This window comes from Martinezella rhizogenes (assembly GCF_007002745.1).
GTDB lineage: Bacteria > Pseudomonadota > Alphaproteobacteria > Rhizobiales > Rhizobiaceae > Agrobacterium > Agrobacterium cucumeris.
The window spans coordinates 1-19,282 of the sequence record NZ_SGNY01000003.1 but is presented as its reverse complement, the minus strand read 5'-3'; the positions used below and the strand labels follow the sequence as shown (position 1 = coordinate 19,282).

General features: G+C 58.2%; 18 protein-coding genes, 1 tRNA gene and 1 riboswitch. Of the genes, 5 read left to right on the top strand and 14 right to left on the bottom strand.

Annotated features, from left to right (window positions below; genetic code table 11):
- Positions 1 to 247 precede the first annotated feature (247 nt).
- On the top strand, positions 248 to 1,240 hold the full coding sequence (locus tag EXN68_RS10170) for an adenosine kinase (protein ID WP_142840726.1): 993 nt from the start codon (positions 248 to 250) through the stop codon (positions 1,238 to 1,240).
- On the opposite strand, the gene EXN68_RS10165 is transcribed toward EXN68_RS10170, so the two are convergent.
- Complete coding sequence (locus tag EXN68_RS10165) at positions 1,233 to 1,766, bottom strand: SH3 domain-containing protein (RefSeq protein ID WP_193559512.1); 534 nt, start codon at positions 1,764 to 1,766, stop codon at positions 1,233 to 1,235. The two genes, EXN68_RS10170 and EXN68_RS10165, sit on opposite strands and share 8 nt — an antisense overlap.
- 181 nt (positions 1,767 to 1,947) lie before the next feature.
- Here EXN68_RS10165 and EXN68_RS10160 point away from each other — a divergent pair, with 181 nt between their 5' ends.
- Positions 1,948 to 2,952: a 2-hydroxyacid dehydrogenase gene (locus tag EXN68_RS10160; RefSeq protein WP_142840724.1), complete on the top strand. Its 1,005-nt coding sequence runs from the start codon at positions 1,948 to 1,950 to the stop codon at positions 2,950 to 2,952.
- Between the two features lie 47 nt (positions 2,953 to 2,999).
- Positions 3,000 to 3,689, top strand: a complete 690-nt coding sequence (locus EXN68_RS10155) for a hypothetical protein (RefSeq protein ID WP_142840723.1) — start codon at positions 3,000 to 3,002, stop codon at positions 3,687 to 3,689.
- 42 nt (positions 3,690 to 3,731) lie between these two features.
- Here EXN68_RS10155 and EXN68_RS10150 read toward each other — a convergent pair whose 3' ends face one another.
- From EXN68_RS10150 to recF, 3 genes are read right to left on the bottom strand one after another with little or no spacing between them, the layout of a single operon-like run.
- On the bottom strand, positions 3,732 to 4,208 hold the full coding sequence (locus EXN68_RS10150) for a GNAT family N-acetyltransferase (RefSeq protein WP_142840722.1): 477 nt from the start codon (positions 4,206 to 4,208) through the stop codon (positions 3,732 to 3,734).
- Positions 4,205 to 4,972 carry a molybdopterin-synthase adenylyltransferase MoeB gene (locus tag EXN68_RS10145; RefSeq protein WP_142840721.1) on the bottom strand — a complete coding sequence of 256 codons (768 nt, stop codon included), beginning with the start codon at positions 4,970 to 4,972 and terminating at the stop codon, positions 4,205 to 4,207. The genes EXN68_RS10150 and EXN68_RS10145 overlap by 4 nt, the downstream gene beginning before the upstream one ends.
- Before the next feature lie 22 nt (positions 4,973 to 4,994).
- Positions 4,995 to 6,119, bottom strand: coding sequence for a DNA replication/repair protein RecF (gene recF / locus EXN68_RS10140; protein ID WP_142840720.1), 1,125 nt, complete (start codon positions 6,117 to 6,119; stop codon positions 4,995 to 4,997).
- A gap of 152 nt (positions 6,120 to 6,271) precedes the next feature.
- On the opposite strand from recF, the gene EXN68_RS10135 reads away from it, so the two are divergent.
- Positions 6,272 to 7,375 carry an alpha/beta hydrolase gene (locus tag EXN68_RS10135; protein ID WP_142840719.1) on the top strand — a complete coding sequence of 368 codons (1,104 nt, stop codon included), beginning with the start codon at positions 6,272 to 6,274 and terminating at the stop codon, positions 7,373 to 7,375.
- Positions 7,376 to 7,404: 29 nt separating this feature from the next.
- On the opposite strand, the gene nrdF is transcribed toward EXN68_RS10135, so the two are convergent.
- The 8 genes from nrdF to EXN68_RS10095 form a co-directional block, all read right to left on the bottom strand.
- Positions 7,405 to 8,379 (bottom strand): class 1b ribonucleoside-diphosphate reductase subunit beta, encoded by a 975-nt coding sequence (nrdF, locus tag EXN68_RS10130; protein WP_142840718.1) that lies wholly within the window; start codon positions 8,377 to 8,379, stop codon positions 7,405 to 7,407.
- Positions 8,380 to 8,395: 16 nt separating this feature from the next.
- Entirely contained in the window at positions 8,396 to 10,582 is a 2,187-nt protein-coding gene (gene nrdE / locus EXN68_RS10125; RefSeq protein WP_142840717.1) for a class 1b ribonucleoside-diphosphate reductase subunit alpha, read from the bottom strand.
- Entirely contained in the window at positions 10,570 to 10,968 is a 399-nt protein-coding gene (gene nrdI / locus EXN68_RS10120; protein WP_142840716.1) for a class Ib ribonucleoside-diphosphate reductase assembly flavoprotein NrdI, read from the bottom strand. Before nrdI ends, nrdE begins: the two co-directional genes overlap by 13 nt.
- A gap of 12 nt (positions 10,969 to 10,980) precedes the next feature.
- Positions 10,981 to 11,202, bottom strand: coding sequence for a glutaredoxin-like protein NrdH (gene nrdH, locus EXN68_RS10115; RefSeq protein WP_142840715.1), 222 nt, complete (start codon positions 11,200 to 11,202; stop codon positions 10,981 to 10,983).
- Between the two features lie 314 nt (positions 11,203 to 11,516).
- A riboswitch (cobalamin riboswitch) is annotated at positions 11,517 to 11,740 on the bottom strand.
- Positions 11,741 to 11,873: 133 nt separating this feature from the next.
- Positions 11,874 to 12,503 (bottom strand): nucleoside triphosphate hydrolase, encoded by a 630-nt coding sequence (locus tag EXN68_RS10110; protein ID WP_142840714.1) that lies wholly within the window; start codon positions 12,501 to 12,503, stop codon positions 11,874 to 11,876.
- Positions 12,500 to 13,282, bottom strand: coding sequence for an ATP-binding cassette domain-containing protein (locus EXN68_RS10105; RefSeq protein ID WP_142840713.1), 783 nt, complete (start codon positions 13,280 to 13,282; stop codon positions 12,500 to 12,502). The genes EXN68_RS10110 and EXN68_RS10105 overlap by 4 nt, the downstream gene beginning before the upstream one ends.
- Entirely contained in the window at positions 13,282 to 14,364 is a 1,083-nt protein-coding gene (locus EXN68_RS10100; RefSeq protein WP_142840712.1) for an ABC transporter permease, read from the bottom strand. The genes EXN68_RS10105 and EXN68_RS10100 overlap by 1 nt, the downstream gene beginning before the upstream one ends.
- A 226-nt stretch (positions 14,365 to 14,590) precedes the next feature.
- Positions 14,591 to 15,613, bottom strand: a complete 1,023-nt coding sequence (locus EXN68_RS10095; protein ID WP_142840711.1) for a sugar ABC transporter substrate-binding protein — start codon at positions 15,611 to 15,613, stop codon at positions 14,591 to 14,593.
- Between the two features lie 265 nt (positions 15,614 to 15,878).
- Here EXN68_RS10095 and EXN68_RS10090 point away from each other — a divergent pair, with 265 nt between their 5' ends.
- Positions 15,879 to 17,111, top strand: a complete 1,233-nt coding sequence (locus EXN68_RS10090) for an ROK family transcriptional regulator (RefSeq protein ID WP_142840710.1) — start codon at positions 15,879 to 15,881, stop codon at positions 17,109 to 17,111.
- Positions 17,112 to 17,168: 57 nt separating this feature from the next.
- Here the strand turns inward: EXN68_RS10090 and recQ are convergent, their stop codons facing one another.
- Together recQ and EXN68_RS10080 are read right to left on the bottom strand one after the other, a co-directional pair.
- The gene (recQ, locus tag EXN68_RS10085) at positions 17,169 to 18,977 is read right to left on the bottom strand and encodes a DNA helicase RecQ (protein ID WP_142840709.1); all 1,809 of its coding nucleotides are present in this window, start codon (positions 18,975 to 18,977) and stop codon (positions 17,169 to 17,171) included.
- 195 nt (positions 18,978 to 19,172) lie between these two features.
- Positions 19,173 to 19,249, bottom strand: a tRNA-Met gene (locus tag EXN68_RS10080).
- Positions 19,250 to 19,282: the final 33 nt, after the last annotated feature.

Genomic DNA, 19,282 nt, shown 5'->3' with positions numbered 1-19,282 from the left:
CCGCCAGTACATCCGTGGCGGAGATAACGGTTGAGCCAGAAGACCATCATGTCTTCCATTCCGGTACGCATTCACACACCTTTTGCTCTGGAAGGAGCAATAGCTTAACCACATTACAGGCAGATGACGCGTTTCTTCCTCTCCAGGGGAGAACCGCATATTTTCCCTTTGGGCTTTTCTTGCCGCCAGAAATGTTTAAGACCGTTTGAAAATACGCACACGCCTCGTGCGAACCGGATAGGGCCCCATGACGAAATTCGACGTACTGACTGTCGGCAATGCCATCGTCGACATCATCTCTCGCTGCGATGACCGCTTCCTTAACGACAATGCCATTACCAAAGGTGCGATGAACCTCATCGATGCGGAACGCGCCGAGCTGCTTTATTCGCTGATGGGGCCGGCTCTAGAAGCCTCCGGCGGCAGCGCGGGTAACACGGCGGCCGGTGTGGCGAATTTCGGCGGCAAGGCCGCCTATTTCGGCAAGGTCGCCGAAGACCAGCTCGGAGAAATCTTCCAGCACGATATCCGTGCGCAGGGCGTCTATTTCGAAACCAAGCCGGAAGGCACGTTTCCGCCCACCGCCCGTTCGATGATCTTCGTGACCGAAGATGGCGAGCGTTCCATGAACACCTATCTCGGCGCCTGCGTCGATCTCGGGCCGGAGGACGTGGAAGAAGACGTCGTGGCGCAGACCAAGGTCACCTATTTCGAAGGTTACCTTTGGGATCCGCCGCGCGCCAAGGACGCCATTCGCGAATGCGCCCGCATTTCGCATGAAAACGGCCGCGAAGTTTCCATGACGCTGTCCGACAGTTTCTGCGTCGGCCGTTACCGCGAGGAATTTCTCGACCTGATGCGCTCCGGCACGGTGGACATTGTTTTCGCCAACAAGCAGGAAGCGCTTTCGCTTTACGAGACCGATGATTTCGAGCTGGCGCTGACGAAAATTGCCGCCGACTGCAAGATCGCGGCGGTGACGATGAGCGAAGAAGGTGCCGTTATCCTGCGTGGTACGGAACGGGTGAAGGTAGAAGCCTATCCCGTGCATGACGTGGTCGACACGACGGGTGCAGGCGATCTTTTCGCCGCCGGCTTCCTGTTCGGTTATACGCAGGACCGATCGCTCGAAGATTGCGGCAAGCTCGGCTGCCTTGCGGCCGCGGCCGTCATTCAGCAGGTAGGGCCGCGCCCGATGTCATCGCTCAAGGCGCTTGGCGCAAAGCACGGCCTTATTTAAAGGCCTCACCGGGATAAGCACCCCAGATTTCGCCCTGCGATACCCAGCCCGAGGCCTGACCGGCCTCGGCGCGGCACCAGTCGCCGTTGCATTCACCGATCCTGAAGACGACGCCCGGCTCCAGCCTGGCGATGACCGAAGCACCCGACTGCGCTTCGCGACGCATGTTCACGTAAACTTCCTTGCCCTTGCCACGCATCCATGGAGCTGCGACGGCCGTGCGCTCGCCGGACAGCAGCGCCTGGTTGACCCAGCCTTCCGTGCCATCGGCATCGCGGATGCGCCGCCAGTTTTCATATTCCTGGATGATTTCGACAGGCATTCCCGATTTCAGATACATCCACGACACGGCATAATCCGTGCTGGGGCCAATGCGCATATTAACACGCTTGGATTTCAGGCTGACGAAACGCGGCAGGGGCAGACCACTTGCGCCCTTGGCGGCACCCTGCGCCATGGCTTCGGTGGCCGCGCCGAGGAGGCCCAGAGACAATGCAATGCAAACGATAGAAACCACACTGCGCATGCCCATTTCCGTTTCCCGCCTTCTGCAAACCGGATGATATTTTAAGGAGGCTCGGTTCCACATGCCTCGAGCCTCGGCGAGTTTTGTTTGTCTTCGCCGGCGGGTCTGGTAGAAACGCCCTGATTGAAAGAAATTATCGCTCTTTCTGGTTAATGACTTCTGAACAAGGCAGCGGCAAACGATGACCCACAAGAAGAGACCGACAGTCTATATCACCCGCAAATTGCCTGACGTCGTCGAGACCAGAATGCGCGAACTCTTCGATGCCGAACTGAACATCGATGATACGCCGCGCAGCGAGGCGGAGCTTGTCGCCGCCATGCAGCGGGTGGATGTGCTGGTGCCGACGGTCACCGACCGCATTACTGCAGCCATGATCGAGAAGGCCGGACCGCAGCTGAAGCTTATCGCCAGCTTTTCCAACGGCATAGACCACGTCGACGTTGATGCCGCGGCCAGGCAAGGCATTACCGTTACCAATACGCCGAATGTGCTGACCGAAGACAGCGCCGATATCACCATGGCACTGGTGCTGGCCGTGCCGCGCCGCATGATCGAAGGCACGCGCGTGCTTGCCAATGGTTCGGACGAATGGCTGGGCTGGTCGCCGACCTGGATGCTGGGGCGGCGCATTTCCGGAAAACGCATCGGCATTGTCGGCATGGGTCGCATCGGAACCGCAGTTGCGCGGCGCGCCAAGGCCTTCGGCCTTTCCATTCATTATCACAACCGCAAACGCGTTAACCCGGCGACTGAGACGGAGCTTGAGGCGACCTATTGGGACAGCCTCGACCAGATGCTGGCGCGCGTGGATATTGTCTCCGTCAATTGCCCCTCGACACCCGCTACCTACCACCTGATCTCGGCGCGGCGGCTGGCGCTGATGCAGCCGACCAGCTACATCGTCAACACGGCGCGCGGCGATATCATCGATGAAGCGGCGATGATCCAGTGCCTGCGCGAAGGAAAAATCGCCGGTGCCGGTCTCGATGTCTATGAGAATGAGCCTGCAGTGAACCCCAAGCTCATCAAGCTCGCCAAGGAAGGCAAGGTTGTCCTGCTTCCCCATATGGGCTCGGCGACGATCGAAGGGCGCATCGAAATGGGTGACAAGGTCATCATCAACATCCGTACGCTGTTCGATGGACACCGTCCGCCGAACCGGGTGCTTCCGGGGCGTAGCTAAATCAGCTAAAGAAATCCTCGTCTGATTATCGCGTGGAGGGAAGGTCAATGGGAATCCCGGCGAAGTTTTTGCTGCTCATCTCCGCCTTGCTTGTTCTGGGCAGCAGCCCCGTCCAAGCCGCTTCACTCTCGCCCGAAGAGACAGCGGAACTTTATTATCGTGCCTGGCTGAATTTTGACCGCAGCAGCATGGCTCGACTGGATAAAGAATGGGGTTCTGCGGATGGCGGTCCGCGTTACGTCGATATGGAACTGGTTGCCGATCCGGTCGCCTGGCAGCTTAAATATAAGAGTTCCAACGCGCCAAATGGGACCACAAGCGAACAGCAGACTGAGTTTGCAAAATTGTGGGTGGCAAGCACGAAGCGCGCGCGCTGCCAGGCTGAACCAGCACGCATCGGAGCGCAGTTGCCCACGGGTGTCTTCCTGGCGCGGATCAAGATGAACTGCGTCGTTCCGGATGCCGAACCGGCCTTCAAAAAGCTGAAGGCGGGCGCAAAGCCGGATGACCTCGGTGACGGTGGCCGCATGCCGTCTGCGCACCTTATGAAACAGATGGCGGAAGCCGCGATGACAGCACCGGTGACGCATAAGGTCACGACGGAAATTCAGCTGGTCAGCGGAGCGGACAAGCGCGTCTGGCGGGTCGGATCAGGCGACGTTCAGCCCGAAACGGGCATCGACCAAGTTTCCGCTGTCTTTATCGCGCAAATGCTGCAATCCGGCCTGCTGCGATAGGCCTTTTCACAATACCGGTTTTGCTGCAACGATTGAAAGGCCTCAGCCGAGGAATTTCGTCATTTCAATCGAGGTTGTGCGATCATAACCGGCATGGGCATTTTCAGCGGTCCTGACGAAACCCCAGGCGGCGAATTTGGCGTGATTGGCACCAAGCTCGATGCGCGTTTCCAAGCGTAGCGCCGGAAGTGCCAATTCGCCAGCCAGTGTTTCAGCTCTTTCAAGCAACATCCTGCCGATGCCCTTTCCCTGCATTTTCGGGGAAACACAAAGCTTGCCGACATAAAGGCAGGCCGGCGGCTCCGGCCGGCAAAACAGGCAGCCCAGCAGCTCATCGCCGTCAAGCGCCACGAAAGCGATCTCCGCCCTCGCCTTCTCGGCAAGATTTTCCAGCGTCAGTCGATGGGCCGACGACGGCGGATCGATGACGCCATCCATATAGGCGAAGGACGCCATGATGAGCGCCAGCAATTCCTGCCAGCGATCGAATTTTTCCCCCACCCTTGCGATCTCGATCATGGTTTCTTTCCCGCTGGCCGGCGCTTGTAACGAACGGTTTCGAAACGGGCCGACAGGGCATCATAAAGAAGCAGGCGGCCGATCAGGGGCTCACCGGCACCTGTTATCAGCTTGATCGCCTCCATGGCCATGATGGTGCCGACCACCCCCGTCAGCGCGCCGACGATGCCGGCTTCGGCGCAATTGGGAATGAGGCCCTGCGGCGGCGGCTCCGGAAACAGATCACGATAGCCCGGCAGAAGAGCGCCGTCGGCGTTGGTTTCATAGGGTTTCAACACGGTAACCGAGCCATCGAAACGGCCGACGGCGCCGGTGACCAACGGCCTCTTCGCCGCTTCCGCTGCATCGGCAGCGGCATAACGCGTATCGAAATTATCCGAACCATCGATCAGCAGATCGAAGGAGGGCAGATGGTCATGCGCCCAGACCTGCGAAAAGCGCTCATCATAAACCAGCGCGCGGACATGTGGATTGAGACGGGCGATGGCCTTGCGGGCGCTTTGCGTTTTCAGCTCACCGATCGTGCCGCTATCGTGAATCACCTGTCGCTGGAGGTTGGACAGGGAAACGACATCGTCGTCAATCATGCCGAGCGTGCCGACACCGGCGGCGGCAAGATAATGAAGGACGGGCGCGCCGAGACCCCCCGCGCCGATGACCAGCACGCGCGCCGCTTTCAGCCGCTGCTGGCCGGCACCACCGATCTCCGGCAGCAGGATGTGGCGCTTGTAGCGTTCGATCTCTTCCGGGCTCAGCGGGTCCATCTCGCCCTCCATCTCTCTATGGTCATCCCGTGACGCTCCCGTGGGAAACATTGAAGAACTGCGCCCGCCCGCCAAGGGCGGAGAACATGGCCGCATCCGTTCCGGTCATGAAACTCTGGCCGCCCAGCGCATGGATGAGATCAAACAGGGCGGCACGTCTGCCCTCATCCAGATGCGCAGCAATTTCGTCCAGGAGCAGAATGGGCGCATGTCCCGTCATATTGGCGGTCAGCTGCGCATGTGCAAGCACCAGCCCGACCAGCAATGCCTTCTGCTCTCCGGTTGAACAGCGTTCCGCTTCCATGTTCTTTTCCGCATGGCGTACGAAAAGATCAACCCGGTGCGGGCCATCCAGCGTGCGGCCTGCCGCCGCGTCCCGATACCGGCCCTCCCGCAGCATCAGACCATATTCATCTTCCAGATCGACAGCCGGCCGATGAAGCCCGCCGTCCATGAAGCCGGAGAGCGCAAGCGCCGCCGACGGGAAAGCAGCGTTGCCGGCCCGTCCCTCAATCAGGGCCTTCAACAGGCCGAGCATTTCATAACGGGCAACCGCCATGGAAATGCCGAGTTCGGCCATCTGTTTTTCGATGCCGTCCAGCCAGACCGGATCAAAACGGCCTTCCGACAGGAGGCGATTGCGGCCGCGCATTGCCTTTTCAAAATCGCTTGCCCGCCTGCCATGGGCGGGATCGAGCGACAGCACCAACCGGTCGAGAAAACGTCGACGGTCTGATGACGAGCCGGTAAAAAGGCCGTCCATGGCGGGCGTCAGCCACAGCACGCGCAGATGATCGGTCAGTTCGTCGACGGATTTTACCGATGTGCCGTTCAGCCGCAGGCGACGCGACACCACTTCGCCATCACCTTCAATCCCGGTGCCGATGGCAACTTCGCCATCCATGCCTTCGACATCAGCGAAGATCGAGAACCCGGCGTCCGCGCCGACGCGGGTAACATCGGACAGGGTGGCCCGGCGGAGGCCCCTGCCGGGTGAAAGAAACGAGACGGCCTCCAGCAGATTGGTCTTGCCTGAGCCATTATCACCGGTCAGCACAACATGGCGATCATCAAGTGTGAGCGACGCCGCCGCATAGTTGCGGAAGTCCGTGAGTTTCAGCCGTAAAAGCGACACCTTGTTCGTCATCTGTACGGCCTAAAACGAACATGGCCGGATGGCAAGAAGGGGAATGCCCATCCGCATGAAAGACCGTCACAGCAAGGCAATTCATTCTCCAGTAGCAACTTTTCGGACGGCCGGTTATTTATGAGCCGTTCCTTATCATCGGTAGCCCATTCATGCGCCTGATCTTTACGCTGTTTCTCACTCTCGGTCTTCTTTCATCCTGTGCAGGCAGGCCGGGGGCGGACGTGCTGCAGGCCATAAACACCAAGACCCACGGCACGAAAATCGTGACGGCCTATGTGGTGAGCACACGGGAGAAAAACACGGACGCAAAAAAGGGGTTTGGCACGGAACGGGCAATGGAGCCGAATTATGCAAGCTTCGACATTTCTATTCCTCCCACTCATAAAAGTGGAAAAATCGAGTGGGCCAGCGGCAAGCCAGACCCGAACAAGGATTTTGTCGTTACCCGCGCCGATATGCTGACGAAGCCGAGCTTCAATGCCGATCTTGGCGACGTCGCCCGGTCCGGCAAGCAGATCGCGCTTTTTGTGCATGGTTATAATTACAGCTATCAGGAAGCCCTGTTCCGCGCCGCGCAAATGGCTGCCGATGCCAAGATGGATGGCGTGCCGCTGGTGTTCTCCTGGCCATCGCAGGCCAACGTCACCGGTTACGTGGCCGACAAGGAATCGGCGACCTTCTCGCGTGATGCGCTGGCGGGTGTGCTGATCGACCTTACCCGGCAGACCCCGCGAAAAAGCGTTGTTGTGTTTGGCCACAGCATGGGTGGCTGGCTGGTCATGGAGGCGCTGCGCCAATTGCGCTTGCAGGGCAGGAACGACGCGCTCGCCAAGCTGCAGGTGGTGCTGGCAGCACCTGACATCGATGCCGATGTGTTTCGCAAACAGATCGAGGTGGTGGGCCGGCTCAACCCGCCGCTCACCGTTCTCGTTTCCAAGGACGACCGCGCCCTTAAGGCTTCCTCCATTTTGGGCGCGGATGTCACCCGCATCGGCGCACTTGACGTGACCGACCCACAGGTACAGGAAGCCGCCCTGAAGGAGGGCGTGCAGTTCATCGACATTTCCAAACTCGAGGCTTCCGATCCGCTCAACCATGACCGCTATGCGGCGCTGGCCTCGATGGTACCGCAGCTGGAATCCAGCAGACGCGGGGGCGACATCAACAGTGCGGGTGCCTTCGTTTTCGATGCGATCGGCGCGACCGTCTCCAGCCCCTTCCGCCTTGCGAGCCAGGTGGTGAACCCGCAGTAGTTTCTGCGGGTTCTTACCGTTCTCCGGTCTCAGAAATCCCAGTCTTCATCTTCGGTGGCAACGGCTTTGCCGATGACATAGGACGAGCCGGAACCGGAGAAGAAGTCGTGGTTTTCATCGGCATTGGGTGAGAGTGCCGAGAGGATCGCCGGGTTGACGCGGCAGGCCTCGGCCGGAAACAGCGCTTCGTAACCCAGATTCATCAGGGCCTTGTTGGCATTGTAATGCAGGAACTGCTTGACGTCCTCGGTCAGGCCAACGCCGTCATAGAGGTCTTCGGTATATTTCGCCTCGTTGTCATAAAGCTCGAGCAAGAGATCGAAGGCGAAGTCCTTGATTTCCTGTCTCTTTGCCTCGCCCAGACGATCCACCGCCCGCTGGAATTTGTAGCCGATGTAATAACCATGCACAGCCTCGTCGCGGATGATCAGACGGATCAAATCCGCCGTGTTGGTGAGCTTGGCGCGGCTTGACCAGAACATCGGCAGGTAGAAGCCGGAATAGAACAGGAAGCTTTCCAGAAACACGCTGGCGATCTTCTTCTTCAGCGGGTCACCGCTGTCATATTCCCGCATGATCAGCGCTGATTTGCGCTGCAGGAACTCGTTTTCCTCAGACCAGCGATAGGCGTCGTCAACGTCAGGCGTGAGGCATAGTGTCGAAAAGATCGACGAATAGGAACGGGCGTGCACGGCCTCCATGAAGGAGATGTTGGAAAGCACCGCCTCCTCATGCGGCGTTGCCGAATCCGCCATCAGCCGCACGGCGCCGACACCGTTCTGGATGGTGTCGAGCAAAGTCAGCCCAGTGAAGACGCGGATCGTCAGCTTCTGTTCTTCGGGCTTCAGCGTTCCCCAGGAAGGAATGTCGTTGGAAAGCGGCACTTTTTCCGGCAGCCAGAAATTCGAGGTCAGGCGGTTCCAGACTTCGAGGTCCTTGTCGTCCTCGATGCGGTTCCAGTTGACCGCGCGGATGCGGGACGCGGTTTTTACGGCGATGTTCATTCTCTTGTCCCTCAAATCAGAGCGTGCAGGAAACGCAGCCCTGAACCTGCGTGCCTTCCAGCGCCATCTGGCGCAAACGGATGTAGTAGATGGTCTTGATCCCCTTCTTCCAGGCGTAGATCTGCGCCCGGTTGATATCGCGTGTCGTCGCCGTATCGCGGAAGAACAGCGTCAGCGACAGGCCCTGATCGACATGCTGGGTAGCCGCCGCATAGGTGTCGATGATCTTTTCAGGGCCGATCTCATAGGCGTCCTGATAATATTCGAGATTGTCGTTAGAAAGATAGGAAGCCGGGTAATAAACGCGGCCGATCTTGCCCTCTTTACGGATTTCGATCTTCGAGACGATCGGATGAATGGAAGAGGTGGAGTGGTTGATATAGGAGATCGAACCGGTTGGCGGTACGGCCTGAAGGTTCTGGTTATAGAGACCCGATGCCATCACGTCCTGCTTCAACGCCGTCCAGTCTTCCTGCGTTGGAATGGCAATGCCGGCTTTTTCGAACAGCTCACGGACCTTTTCCGTCGCGGGCAACCATTCCCGATCGGTATATTTGTCGAAATAGTCGCCCGAGGCATATTTGGAGTTCTCAAAGCCCTTGAAGCTCTGGCCCCGTTCCACGGCCAGCCGGTTGCTGGCGCGGATGGCGTGATAGGTCACGGTGTAGAAATAGATATTGGTGAAATCGACGCCTTCTTCGGAACCATAAAAGATGCGTTCGCGCGCCAGATAACCGTGCAGGTTCATCTGGCCAAGCCCGATGGCGTGGCTCGCATCATTGCCCTTTTCCACCGAAGGAACGGAGGAAATGTGGCTCATGTCCGATACCGCCGTCAGCGCCCGGATGGAGGTCTCGATCGTCTTGCCGAAATCCATCGAATCCATCGCCGAGGCGATGTTCAGCGAGCCGAGATTGCAGGAGATATCCTTGCCCATATGGCTATAGGAAAGATCGGCATTAAATTCGCTTGCCTCGCTGACCTGCAGGATTTCCGAGCAAAGATTGCTCATGCTGATACGGCCGGCGACCGGATTGGCGCGGTTCACCGTATCCTCGAACATGATGTAGGGATAACCGCTCTCGAACTGGATTTCGGCGATCACCTGGAAGAATTCGCGCGCCTTGATCTTCTTCTTGCGGATGCGGCTATCCGCGACCATCTCCTGATATTTTTCGCTGACAGAAATCTCGGTCAACGGTACGCCATAGACCCGCTCCACGTCATAGGGCGAGAACAGGTACATATCCTCGTTGTTGCGGGCGAGTTCGAAGGTGATGTCAGGGATTACCACGCCGAGCGACAAGGTCTTGATGCGGATTTTTTCGTCAGCATTTTCGCGCTTGGTATCGAGGAAACGCATGATGTCAGGGTGGTGGGCATGCAGATAGACTGCGCCCGCGCCCTGACGCGCGCCAAGCTGGTTGGCGTAGGAAAAGCTGTCTTCCAGCAGCTTCATGACAGGAATGACGCCGGAAGACTGGTTTTCGATGTGCTTGATCGGTGCGCCGAATTCGCGAATATTGGTCAGGGACAGCGCCACGCCGCCGCCGCGCTTTGAAAGCTGCAGCGCCGAATTGATGGAGCGGCCGATGCTTTCCATATTGTCTTCCACGCGTAGCAGAAAACATGAGACCAGCTCACCGCGGCTCTTCTTGCCAGCGTTCAGGAACGTCGGGGTCGCCGGCTGGAAGCGGCCGGAAATGATCTCATCCATCAGGTCGCGGGCAAGCTGTTCGTCACCGCGCGCGAGAGCCAGCGCCACCATGCAGACGCGATCCTCATAACGCTCCAGATAACGTTTTCCGTCGAATGTCTTCAGCGTGTAGGAGGTGTAATATTTGAACGCCCCGAGGAAAGTCGGAAAGCGGAACTTCCGGGCATAGGCTTCGTCATAGAGATCGCGGACGAAATTGAAGGAATACTGATCCAGTACCTCCTGTTCGTAATATCCCTCCGTTACCAGATAATCGAGTTTTTCCCTGAGGTTATGGAAAAACACCGTGTTCTGGTTGACGTGCTGGAGGAAATATTGCCGGGCGGCAAGGCGATCCTTGTCGAGCTGGATCTTTCCGTTCTCGTCATAGAGGTTCAGCATCGCGTTCAGCGCGTGGTAGTCCAGTCCCGTATCAACCGGTTTCTGGCTTGCAGCTACCGGCTGTTTGGCGTCCTTGCGCAGCGCGCCTGAGGTCAGCGTGTCCAAAATCGTTCCAATCCATGTTTGACGTTGGCGACATCTTCCTCCGTGCCGAGAAGCTCGAAGCGATAGAGAAACGGCACGGCACATTTGCGCGAGACGATATCTCCGGCGGATGCGAAAGCTGCGCCAAAATTCGTGTTTCCCGCCGCGATGACGCCGCGAATGAGATTTCGGTTGGAGGGCTCGTTCAAGAACCGGATGACCGGCTTTGGCACGGCCCCTTTCGTGCCGCCGCCCCCATAGGTGGGGGTGACGAGCACATAGGGCTCAGACACATGAGGCACATCCTCCTCGGCGCCGAGTGGCAGGCGCAATAATCGCCGCCCCAGTTTCAGAAGGAAACGATGCGTGTTTTCAGAGCGGCTGGAATAATAAACGATCAGCCCCATCACGCTGCCGCCTTAGCTGATCGCGCCGATCATATCCGGCCGGAAACCCGCCCAATGGCGTTCGCCGGCGACGACCACGGGAACCTGCATGTAACCAAGGCCGCGAACGTGATCGAGCGCATCCGCATCTTCGGAAATATCGACGATCTCATAGCTAACGCCGATGCGGTCGAGTGCGCGATAGGTGGCAGTGCATTGGACGCAGGCGGGCTTGCTGTAAACGGTGACGGTCATAATTTCCTCTTTCGAAGCCGTTCTTGGACACGGCTCAACATTGCCGATTGCAATCGCAATCGGGTGGCGATGGATCTGTCATTCAGGTGGGGCGCACGGCTTAGAGGGTTTGTCACATTTCCGGACGGAAACCGTTTGTCCCGGTTATCCTGAAAACGCTTCTGGCCGCGTAAAATCACTCTCTACGCCGACGAGCGCAGGAACTTAAAAAAATGCACTGGCATGACTTCACCCCGAAGCTTGTTCTGGAAGGGGTCAGAAAAGGGCGAACGCAATTCATTTGCGCCATACCTTCCTTCCGGACACCCCGCCCGTGGACGTTTTCGCTCAAGGCAGGTCTCCTGACTTACGGGTCACAACATCTATCCCGGCCTTCCCGGAGCTTTTGGCTCCAGTGACCCAAATCGGAACGATGCTCGCCGCTTACAGTTGCGGGGGCAGTTTCGGCATTGTTCCGCCATGATGGCGTTGCTCACCGAATTCCCGTCTTAGCTCCCGACGCTTGCGAATCGGGAGAACCTTGAACACCACATATAGTATATGAGGAAATTTTCTCGTCAATAAATAGACACACAAAAGCCCCACCCTATGGATGAAAAAGATTCAACACATGGTCAACAAAGGCTTAACGGCAAATGCGCCTTGCCGCTCAGTGACGAGAAAGCGTTAACCTATTCCCAGATATCGATGTGAATATCGGCAGGGCGGGCGTTCTCGATCACCCTTTTACCGTTGGGAAGATCGTTTTCAAAAAGTTTGGCGTGGATCGCAGCTGCATCGAGGCCGTAGCCCTGCCATCTGCTCCGCAACCTCTCTTCAAGCACGTTGACCGACGGCCCAACGAAAATAGTAAGGTCGAAGCTCTCGGAAAGCGCCGTCCATGGGGCCTCATTCAGCAGCAGATAATTGCCTTCAGCCAGAATGAAGCGTGTCTCCGGCGCGATGGCGCGGGCGGACGCAATGGCGATTTCGCGGGAGCGGTCGAAAACCGGGACAAGCACCTCCTGCCCGCCCCTGCGGACGGCAGAGACGATATCGAGGAAGCCACGCACATCAAAGGTTTCGGGCGCGCCCTTGCGCGGCAGCAGCCCACGCTCTTCAAGGATGCCATTGTCCATATGGAAGCCATCCATGGGCAGCACGGCGGCCGTTTCGCCTCGCGCCAGCAAAGCATCACAAAGCGCGTCCGCCAGCGTGGATTTGCCGGCCCCAGGGGGACCGGCAATGGCAATGATAAAACGGGATTTGCCCTCTGCCCGCCGAAGAACGTCTTCAGCGATCGTCTCAAGCTTCAGCGTCATGCGGCAAGCGTTTCCTTCGGCGCTTCCTTGGCGCCGGTCATGAAGGCGACGGCGTCGGACATGGAATAGTCCTTTGGATTGATGACGCACAGGCGCTTGCCCAGCCGGTGAATGTGGATGCGGTCCGCCACCTCGAACACATGCGGCATGTTATGCGAGATCAGAACGATCGGCAGACCGCGCGAACGCACGTCAAGAATGAGTTCAAGAACACGCCGGCTTTCCTTCACGCCAAGTGCTGCCGTCGGTTCGTCGAGGATGACGACCTTGGAGCCGAAAGCCGCCGCGCGTGCTACCGCCACACCCTGCCTCTGGCCGCCAGAAAGGGTTTCCACCGCCTGATTGATGTTCTGGATCGTCATCAGACCCAGTTCCGAGAGTTTCTCGCGGGCGAATTTTTCCATGGCCGGACGATCCAGCGCCCGGAACACGCTGCCCTGAATGCCGGGTTTGCGGATTTCCCGGCCGAGGAACATATTGTCGGCTATGGAAAGTGCCGGCGAGAGCGCGAGGTTCTGATAGACGGTTTCGATACCCGCCTTGCGCGCCTCGATCGGCGAGCGGAACTGCACAGGCTGGCCTTCCAGCCTGATCTCTCCCTCATCCGGTGTCACCGCACCGGAAATCGCCTTGATGAGCGAGGATTTGCCGGCGCCATTGTCGCCAATAACCGCCAGGATTTCTCCGGGATAGAGATCGAAATCGGCATGGTCGAGGGCGGTCACGCGACCATAACGTTTGACGAGATTGCGTGCTGTGAGAATAGGTTCTTTTGCCATCAGCCTGCTACCTTTCTGATCCACTGGTCGATTGCGACAGCCATGATGATGAGGACACCGATCAACAGATAGGTCCATTGCGGGTCAGTTCCGATGAGCCTGAGGCCGAGCGAAAAGACACCAACGATCAGGGCGCCGAAAATCATGCCCATGATCGAGCCGCGCCCGCCGAACAGCGACAGGCCACCGATAACCACAGCCGTGATGGATTCGATATTGGCAAATTGGCCGGCGGTCGGCGAAACCGAGCCGATGCGGCCGATGAGGGCCCAACCGGCGAAGGCGCAGATGAGGCCGGACAGGGTGTAAACGGTCGTCAGCATGCGCTTGACGTTGACGCCGGCCAGTTCGGCAGCATCCGGATCGTCACCCACGGCATAAAGATGGCGGCCCCAGGCGGTGCGGTTGAGCACATACCAGAGCAGAGCAACGAGCAGAACCATGGCAATGACGCCATAGGTAAAGACCGCGCTTCCCAGACGGATGTTATTTCCGAAGAACTGCAGAATGGGCGCCTGCTGAGCGATGTCCTGTGCGCGGATCGTCTCGTTTGCGGAATAGAGGAAATTCGTCGCCAGCACGATCTGCCACATGCCGAGCGTGACGATGAAGGGCGGCAGGCGCATGCGCGAGACCAGAATGCCGTTGATGAAGCCGCAGAATGCGCCGACAGCAAGACCACAGAGAATGGAGAGTTCCGCCGGCAGGCCGTAACGGAAGGTGAACTGTCCCATGATGACGGAGGACAATACCATGATGGCGCCCACCGACAGATCGATACCCGCCGTCAGGATGACCAGCGACTGCGCTGCGCCGACGATGCCGACAATCGCCACCTGCTGCAGGATAAGGGTCAGCGTGAAGGCCGAGAAAAATTTGCCGCCAAGGGTCATGCCGAAGACAGTCAACGACAGCACCAGCACGATCAGCGGCACGGCCGCCGGGCTGGAATGCAGAAAGTACTGGAATTTTTCCAGAACACTCTTGTCGTGCGTGTCGAAAGCGGCGACCTGCGTCGAACTTCCCGAAAGCACATTTTCAAATTCATTATGCGGCTGAGCCCGCACCGGCTGATCGCTCATGGATTTTCCTCCCGATCGCTCTATCGCATCCGCCCTTGAAGCAAGGGTCTATTTCTCAATAAAATGACGCGTAGATTCAAAGTGTTGTGAAGCGGGCCAATCTCGTGTCTGCGGGACGCGCGGCGCGCTCGTTTGTTCCTTTGTCCGATCCCCCGGATCGTGGCTGAAATCATTCTGGTCCAAGGGCGGGGGCAAGAATGCCCCCGCGGGTTTCAATGGAGAGGCATCAGCCCCAGCACTTGTTGAGACCTTCCTTCGTGTCGATCGAGTCGAGGCCCTTGACTGGCTTGTCGGTCACCAGCGTCACGCCAGTGTCGACGAAGCTCTTGCCTTCGGTCGGCTTCGGCTTTTCACCCGTATCGGCGAACTTCTTGACGGCTTCCACGCCGAGAGCCGCCATCAGCAGCGGATATTGCTGCGAGGTCGCGCCGATTACGCCTTCCGCGACGTTCTTGACGCCAGGGCAACCGCCATCGACGGAAACAATCAGAACGTCCTTCTCACGACCAACCGCTTTCAGCGCCTCGTAAGCGCCGGCAGCCGCAGGTTCATTGATGGTGTGAACGACGTTGATGGTCGGATCCTTCTGCAGCAGGTTTTCCATGGCCGAGCGGCCACCTTCTTCGTTACCATTGGTAACGTCATGGCCAACGATGCGCGGATCGGTTTCATCACCGATCTTGTTGATGTCTTTCACGTCGATGCCAAAGCCCTTCATGAAGCCCTGGTTACGCAGCACATCCACCGTTGGCTGGGAGGGGGTGAGGTTGAGGAAGGCGATTTTTGCGTCCTTGGCCTTGTCGCCAAGGGTGCCGGCGGCCCATTTGCCGATCAGCTCACCTGCCAGAAGATTGTCGGTGGCAAAGGTGGAATCGGCGGCATCGACAGGCTCCAGAGGCGTGTCGAGAGCGATCACCAGAAGGCCGGCATCACGCGCCTTCTGCACGGCCGGAACAATGCCCTTGGTGTCCGATGCGGTGATCAGGATACCCTTGGCGCCATCGGCGATGCAGGTCTCGATGGCTGCAACCTGGCTTTCGGAATCGCCGTCGATCTTGCCGGCATAGGATTTCAGCGTCACGCCAAGTTCTTTGGCCTTGGCGGTCGCGCCTTCCTTCATCTTGACGAAGAAGGGATTGGTGTCGGTTTTGGTAATGAGGCACACCGATGTGTCTGCCGCGGACGCGACGGAAGCGAAAGAAACGCCAAGCGCAAGCGCGCCCAGAAGAGCGGAAACAGTGGTCTTCATGAGATCCTCCCAATGGATATTTGAGCACCGTGACGGTTACCCGACGATCTCGTCTCCTCCGAGAACAACGACCGTTGGCCCAGATGGAACCACCAAAGGAAACGCCTGTCAATAAATAAATCCGATTGAATTATTAATTCGGTATGGCATTCTAATGTGCGGCAGGGAGGAATATCGCCACCGTTGTTTACGTTGCGATAGCAAGATTGCCATAAAGCCTGCAGGTATCGGTCGTGACGGATATAGCGGGCGGGAGGATGACATTATGAGACGATCTGTCGAGACGGCGCCGCCTGCGCCGCCCACCATTATGGATATCAGCGGCGGTGCCAACCAGATCGGGGTGCGCGCTTATAATGAGCGGCTGGTGCTGTCGCTCGTTCGCCGCCATGGCGGATTGTCGAAAGCCGAAATCTCCAGGCTTTGCGGCCTTTCGGCGCAAACCGTATCGGTCATCATGCGCTCGCTGGAGAAAGACGGCCTTCTCATTCGTGGTGAAAGACTGCGCGGAAAAGTCGGGCAACCATCGACACCCATGCGTCTCAATCCCGACGCCGTCTTTTCGTTTGGCGTGAAGATCGGCCGGCGCAGTGTCGATCTCGTGCTGATGGATTTTGTCGGCCGGATCAAACTCAAGCTGCGCAAGACTTACCCTTATCCCCTGCCGGAATGGATATTGCCGTTCGTGATCGAAGGGATCACGGAGATCGAATCGAAATTGTCCCCGGCGGAACGGCAAAAAATCACCGGAGTTGGTATCGCCGCCCCATTCGAGCTGTGGAACTGGGCCCAGGAAGTGGGCGCGCCGCAGGCCGAAATGGAACGGTGGCGGGATGTTGATATCCGCTCCGAAATTGCCGAAGGCGTCAACTACCCGGTCTTTCTGCAGAATGACGCGACCAGTGCCTGCGGTGCAGAACTGGTTTTTGGCGCCGGCCAGAACTACCCGGATTTTCTCTATATCTTCATCGGCTCCTTCATCGGTGGCGGCGTCGTTTTGAATTCGGCGCTGTTCTCCGGAAAAACGGGCACCGCTGGCGCAATCGGGCCCCTGCCGGTGCAGGGACAGGATGGCAATACGGTTCAGCTTCTGAAAATCGCGTCGATCTTCGTTCTGGAGAACATGCTGCGCGAAAAGGGTATCGATCCACGTCCCCTTTGGTTCTCACCCGACGAATGGATCGATTTCGGCGAACCGCTGGAAAGCTGGATCAACAAGACGGCCGCCGCGCTGGCGCAGGCCGTCATCGCCGCCGCCTCCATCATCGACTTTTCCAGTGTCATCATCGATGGCGGTTTTCCCGATTGGGTCAGAGCGAGGATCGTCTCTGCCACCCGGCTTGCTCTCAAACACCACGACCTTCAGGGCGTCACGCTGCCGGAGATCATCGAGGGCGCGGTCGGCAGCCAGGCCCGGGCGATCGGGGGGGCAAGCCTGCCCCTGTTCTCCCGTTATCTCATCGATCAGAACGTTCTATTTAAGGACACGACCGGCTGAGTCTTTACCCTTTAACTGACTATCCCCAAAGCTGGTCTTGCCGAATTAATCTACCAGTCACTCGCCAGCGGCGTGCTGCATGATCGCCTCCAGAAAGGCGGGGCCGTAACGCTCCAGCTTGGTGTCTCCGACGCCGGGGATTTGCGCCATCTCCCTCGCCGAGGCCGGTTTCGCAGCAGCGAGTTCGATCAAGGTCTTGTCGTGAAAAATCACATAAGGCGGGACGTTCTGCGCGCGGGCAATTTCCATGCGCTTCGCGCGCAACACCTCGAAGAGACCACGATCCGCCTCCGGCAAAGCTGTCGATGCGGCACTACGCGGCGTCTGCTGTCGGGTCGAGCGGGGCGCAGACGGTATTCTCAGCATCAGGGATGGCTTTTCGCGCAGGAACCGCCTCCCGTCTTCAGAAATCGACAATCCGCCATGTCCGGACAGATCCACCTCGATCAGACGCAGCGCAACCAGTTGCCGTAAAATCGCGCGCCAGGTGCGATTGTCATGCTCTTTGCCGATCCCGTAAGTGGTGATCTGATCGTGCCCGAAACGGGAAATCCGCTCGTCCTCGACGCCCAGCAAGACGCGGATGACATAGGCCTGACCGAAACGTTCCCCGGTGCGGTAAATGCAGGAGAGCAGCTTTTGCGCGGCTATCGCCCCGTCAAACAGATCCGGCGGCTCGGCGCAGGTATCACAGTTACCACAGGGCTCGCATCGATCGCCGAAATAGGAGAGCAATATCTGCCGGCGGCAGCCCGCCGTTTCCGCAAGACCGAGCAGGGAATCAAGCTTCTGGCGCTCCATATGTTTGCGCTGGTCCGCGGCGTCTGATTCTTCAATGAAGCGGTTGCGCAAAGCGATGTCTTCATAACCGTAGAGCATAAGCACGTCTGAGGGCAGACCATCACGACCGGCGCGGCCGGTCTCCTGGTAATAGGCCTCGATGCTACCGGGCAGATCGATATGGACAACGAAACGCACGTCCGGCTTGTCGATGCCCATGCCGAAAGCGACCGTCGCAACGATAATCACCGCCTCACCATGTTGAAAACGGGTCTGGTTCTCTTCGCGGGCGGCCTTGTCCATACCTGCGTGATAGGGCAGCGCATCTCGCCCCTCTTCCCGCAACCACGCTGCCGTCTCATCCACCTTGCGTTTCGACAGGCAATAAACGATTCCGCTTTCATTCTCCCGGCCATTGAGAAAACGTTTCAGCTGGGCGCGGGGATTGTCCTTTTCCATGATCGCATAGCGGATGTTAGGACGGTCGAAGCCGGCGATGAAAGCATCTTTGTCATCGATGCCCAGATGGCCGAGAATCTCGGCGCGGGTGGGCTCGTCCGCGGTCGCCGTCAGCGCCATGCGCGGCGTGTCGGGAAAACGCTCGATCAATGTGTCGAGCTGACGGTAAGGCGGGCGGAAATCATGCCCCCATTGCGACAGGCAATGCGCCTCATCGACCGCGATCAACGACAGGTCAATGGATTGAAGCGCGTCGAGAACATCGGGTTTGAGCAGGGTTTCCGGCGCGGCATAAAGAATATCGACCTTACCGGCCCGCATATCCTGCCAAAGCGCCCTGCGCTCTTCCAGAGAAAGATCGGAATTGAGCGCCTCGGCCCGCACACCAGCCTGACGCAGGGCAGCCACCTGGTCGACCATCAGCGCTATGAGCGGCGATACGATAAGCCCCATTCCCGCCCGTGCAAGCGCCGGGATCTGGTAACAGAGCGACTTTCCTCCACCCGTCGGCATGAGGACGAATGCATTGTTTCCCGCCAAGACATGCTGGATGATCTCACCCTGGCGTCCACGGAATGTATCATAGCCGTAGATGGTCTTGAGTATCTGCAAAGGTTCGGCGGTCACGGCGTCTTTCTTCTGCGTTGGATGATTTGCGCATCATGGCCAAATCCGGATTTATGGCAATCTCGAACGGCTGGATCGGCACAGAAAGAGAGGCAGATTACGACCCAGATGATGCATGGGTATTTGAGTGCTTGGAACGCAAAAGCCCACCGCGGCGGGAGGGGATTTTATTGTATGGTAGTCTTTTAGGGGATTTGGTTGCGGGGGCAGGATTTGAACCTGCGGCCTTCAGGTTATGAGCCTGACGAGCTACCGGGCTGCTCCACCCCGCGTTACCAGCGCAAGTTCGCAGAACTTGTCGCGAG

What these genes read in the sequence shown, in the direction of transcription:
- nrdH (WP_142840715.1), bottom strand. Translation starts at nt 11,202, where the DNA reads ATGACCGTCACCGTTTACAGCAAGCCCGCCTGCGTCCAATGCACTGCC.
- EXN68_RS10110 (WP_142840714.1), bottom strand. Translation starts at nt 12,503, where the DNA reads ATGACGCTGAAGCTTGAGACGATCGCTGAAGACGTTCTTCGGCGGGCA.
- EXN68_RS10095 (WP_142840711.1), bottom strand. Translation starts at nt 15,613, where the DNA reads ATGAAGACCACTGTTTCCGCTCTTCTGGGCGCGCTTGCGCTTGGCGTT.
- EXN68_RS10145 (WP_142840721.1), bottom strand. Translation starts at nt 4,972, where the DNA reads ATGGACCCGCTGAGCCCGGAAGAGATCGAACGCTACAAGCGCCACATC.
- EXN68_RS10105 (WP_142840713.1), bottom strand. Translation starts at nt 13,282, where the DNA reads ATGGCAAAAGAACCTATTCTCACAGCACGCAATCTCGTCAAACGTTAT.
- nrdI (WP_142840716.1), bottom strand. Translation starts at nt 10,968, where the DNA reads ATGGGGCTGATCGTTTATTATTCCAGCCGCTCTGAAAACACGCATCGT.
- nrdF (WP_142840718.1), bottom strand. Translation starts at nt 8,379, where the DNA reads ATGAACATCGCCGTAAAAACCGCGTCCCGCATCCGCGCGGTCAACTGG.
- recF (WP_142840720.1), bottom strand. Translation starts at nt 6,119, where the DNA reads ATGACGAACAAGGTGTCGCTTTTACGGCTGAAACTCACGGACTTCCGC.
- EXN68_RS10160 (WP_142840724.1), top strand. Translation starts at nt 1,948, where the DNA reads ATGACCCACAAGAAGAGACCGACAGTCTATATCACCCGCAAATTGCCT.
- EXN68_RS10170 (WP_142840726.1), top strand. Translation starts at nt 248, where the DNA reads ATGACGAAATTCGACGTACTGACTGTCGGCAATGCCATCGTCGACATC.
- EXN68_RS10135 (WP_142840719.1), top strand. Translation starts at nt 6,272, where the DNA reads ATGCGCCTGATCTTTACGCTGTTTCTCACTCTCGGTCTTCTTTCATCC.
- EXN68_RS10165 (WP_193559512.1), bottom strand. Translation starts at nt 1,766, where the DNA reads ATGCGCAGTGTGGTTTCTATCGTTTGCATTGCATTGTCTCTGGGCCTC.
- EXN68_RS10155 (WP_142840723.1), top strand. Translation starts at nt 3,000, where the DNA reads ATGGGAATCCCGGCGAAGTTTTTGCTGCTCATCTCCGCCTTGCTTGTT.
- EXN68_RS10150 (WP_142840722.1), bottom strand. Translation starts at nt 4,208, where the DNA reads ATGATCGAGATCGCAAGGGTGGGGGAAAAATTCGATCGCTGGCAGGAA.
- EXN68_RS10100 (WP_142840712.1), bottom strand. Translation starts at nt 14,364, where the DNA reads ATGAGCGATCAGCCGGTGCGGGCTCAGCCGCATAATGAATTTGAAAAT.
- EXN68_RS10090 (WP_142840710.1), top strand. Translation starts at nt 15,879, where the DNA reads ATGAGACGATCTGTCGAGACGGCGCCGCCTGCGCCGCCCACCATTATG.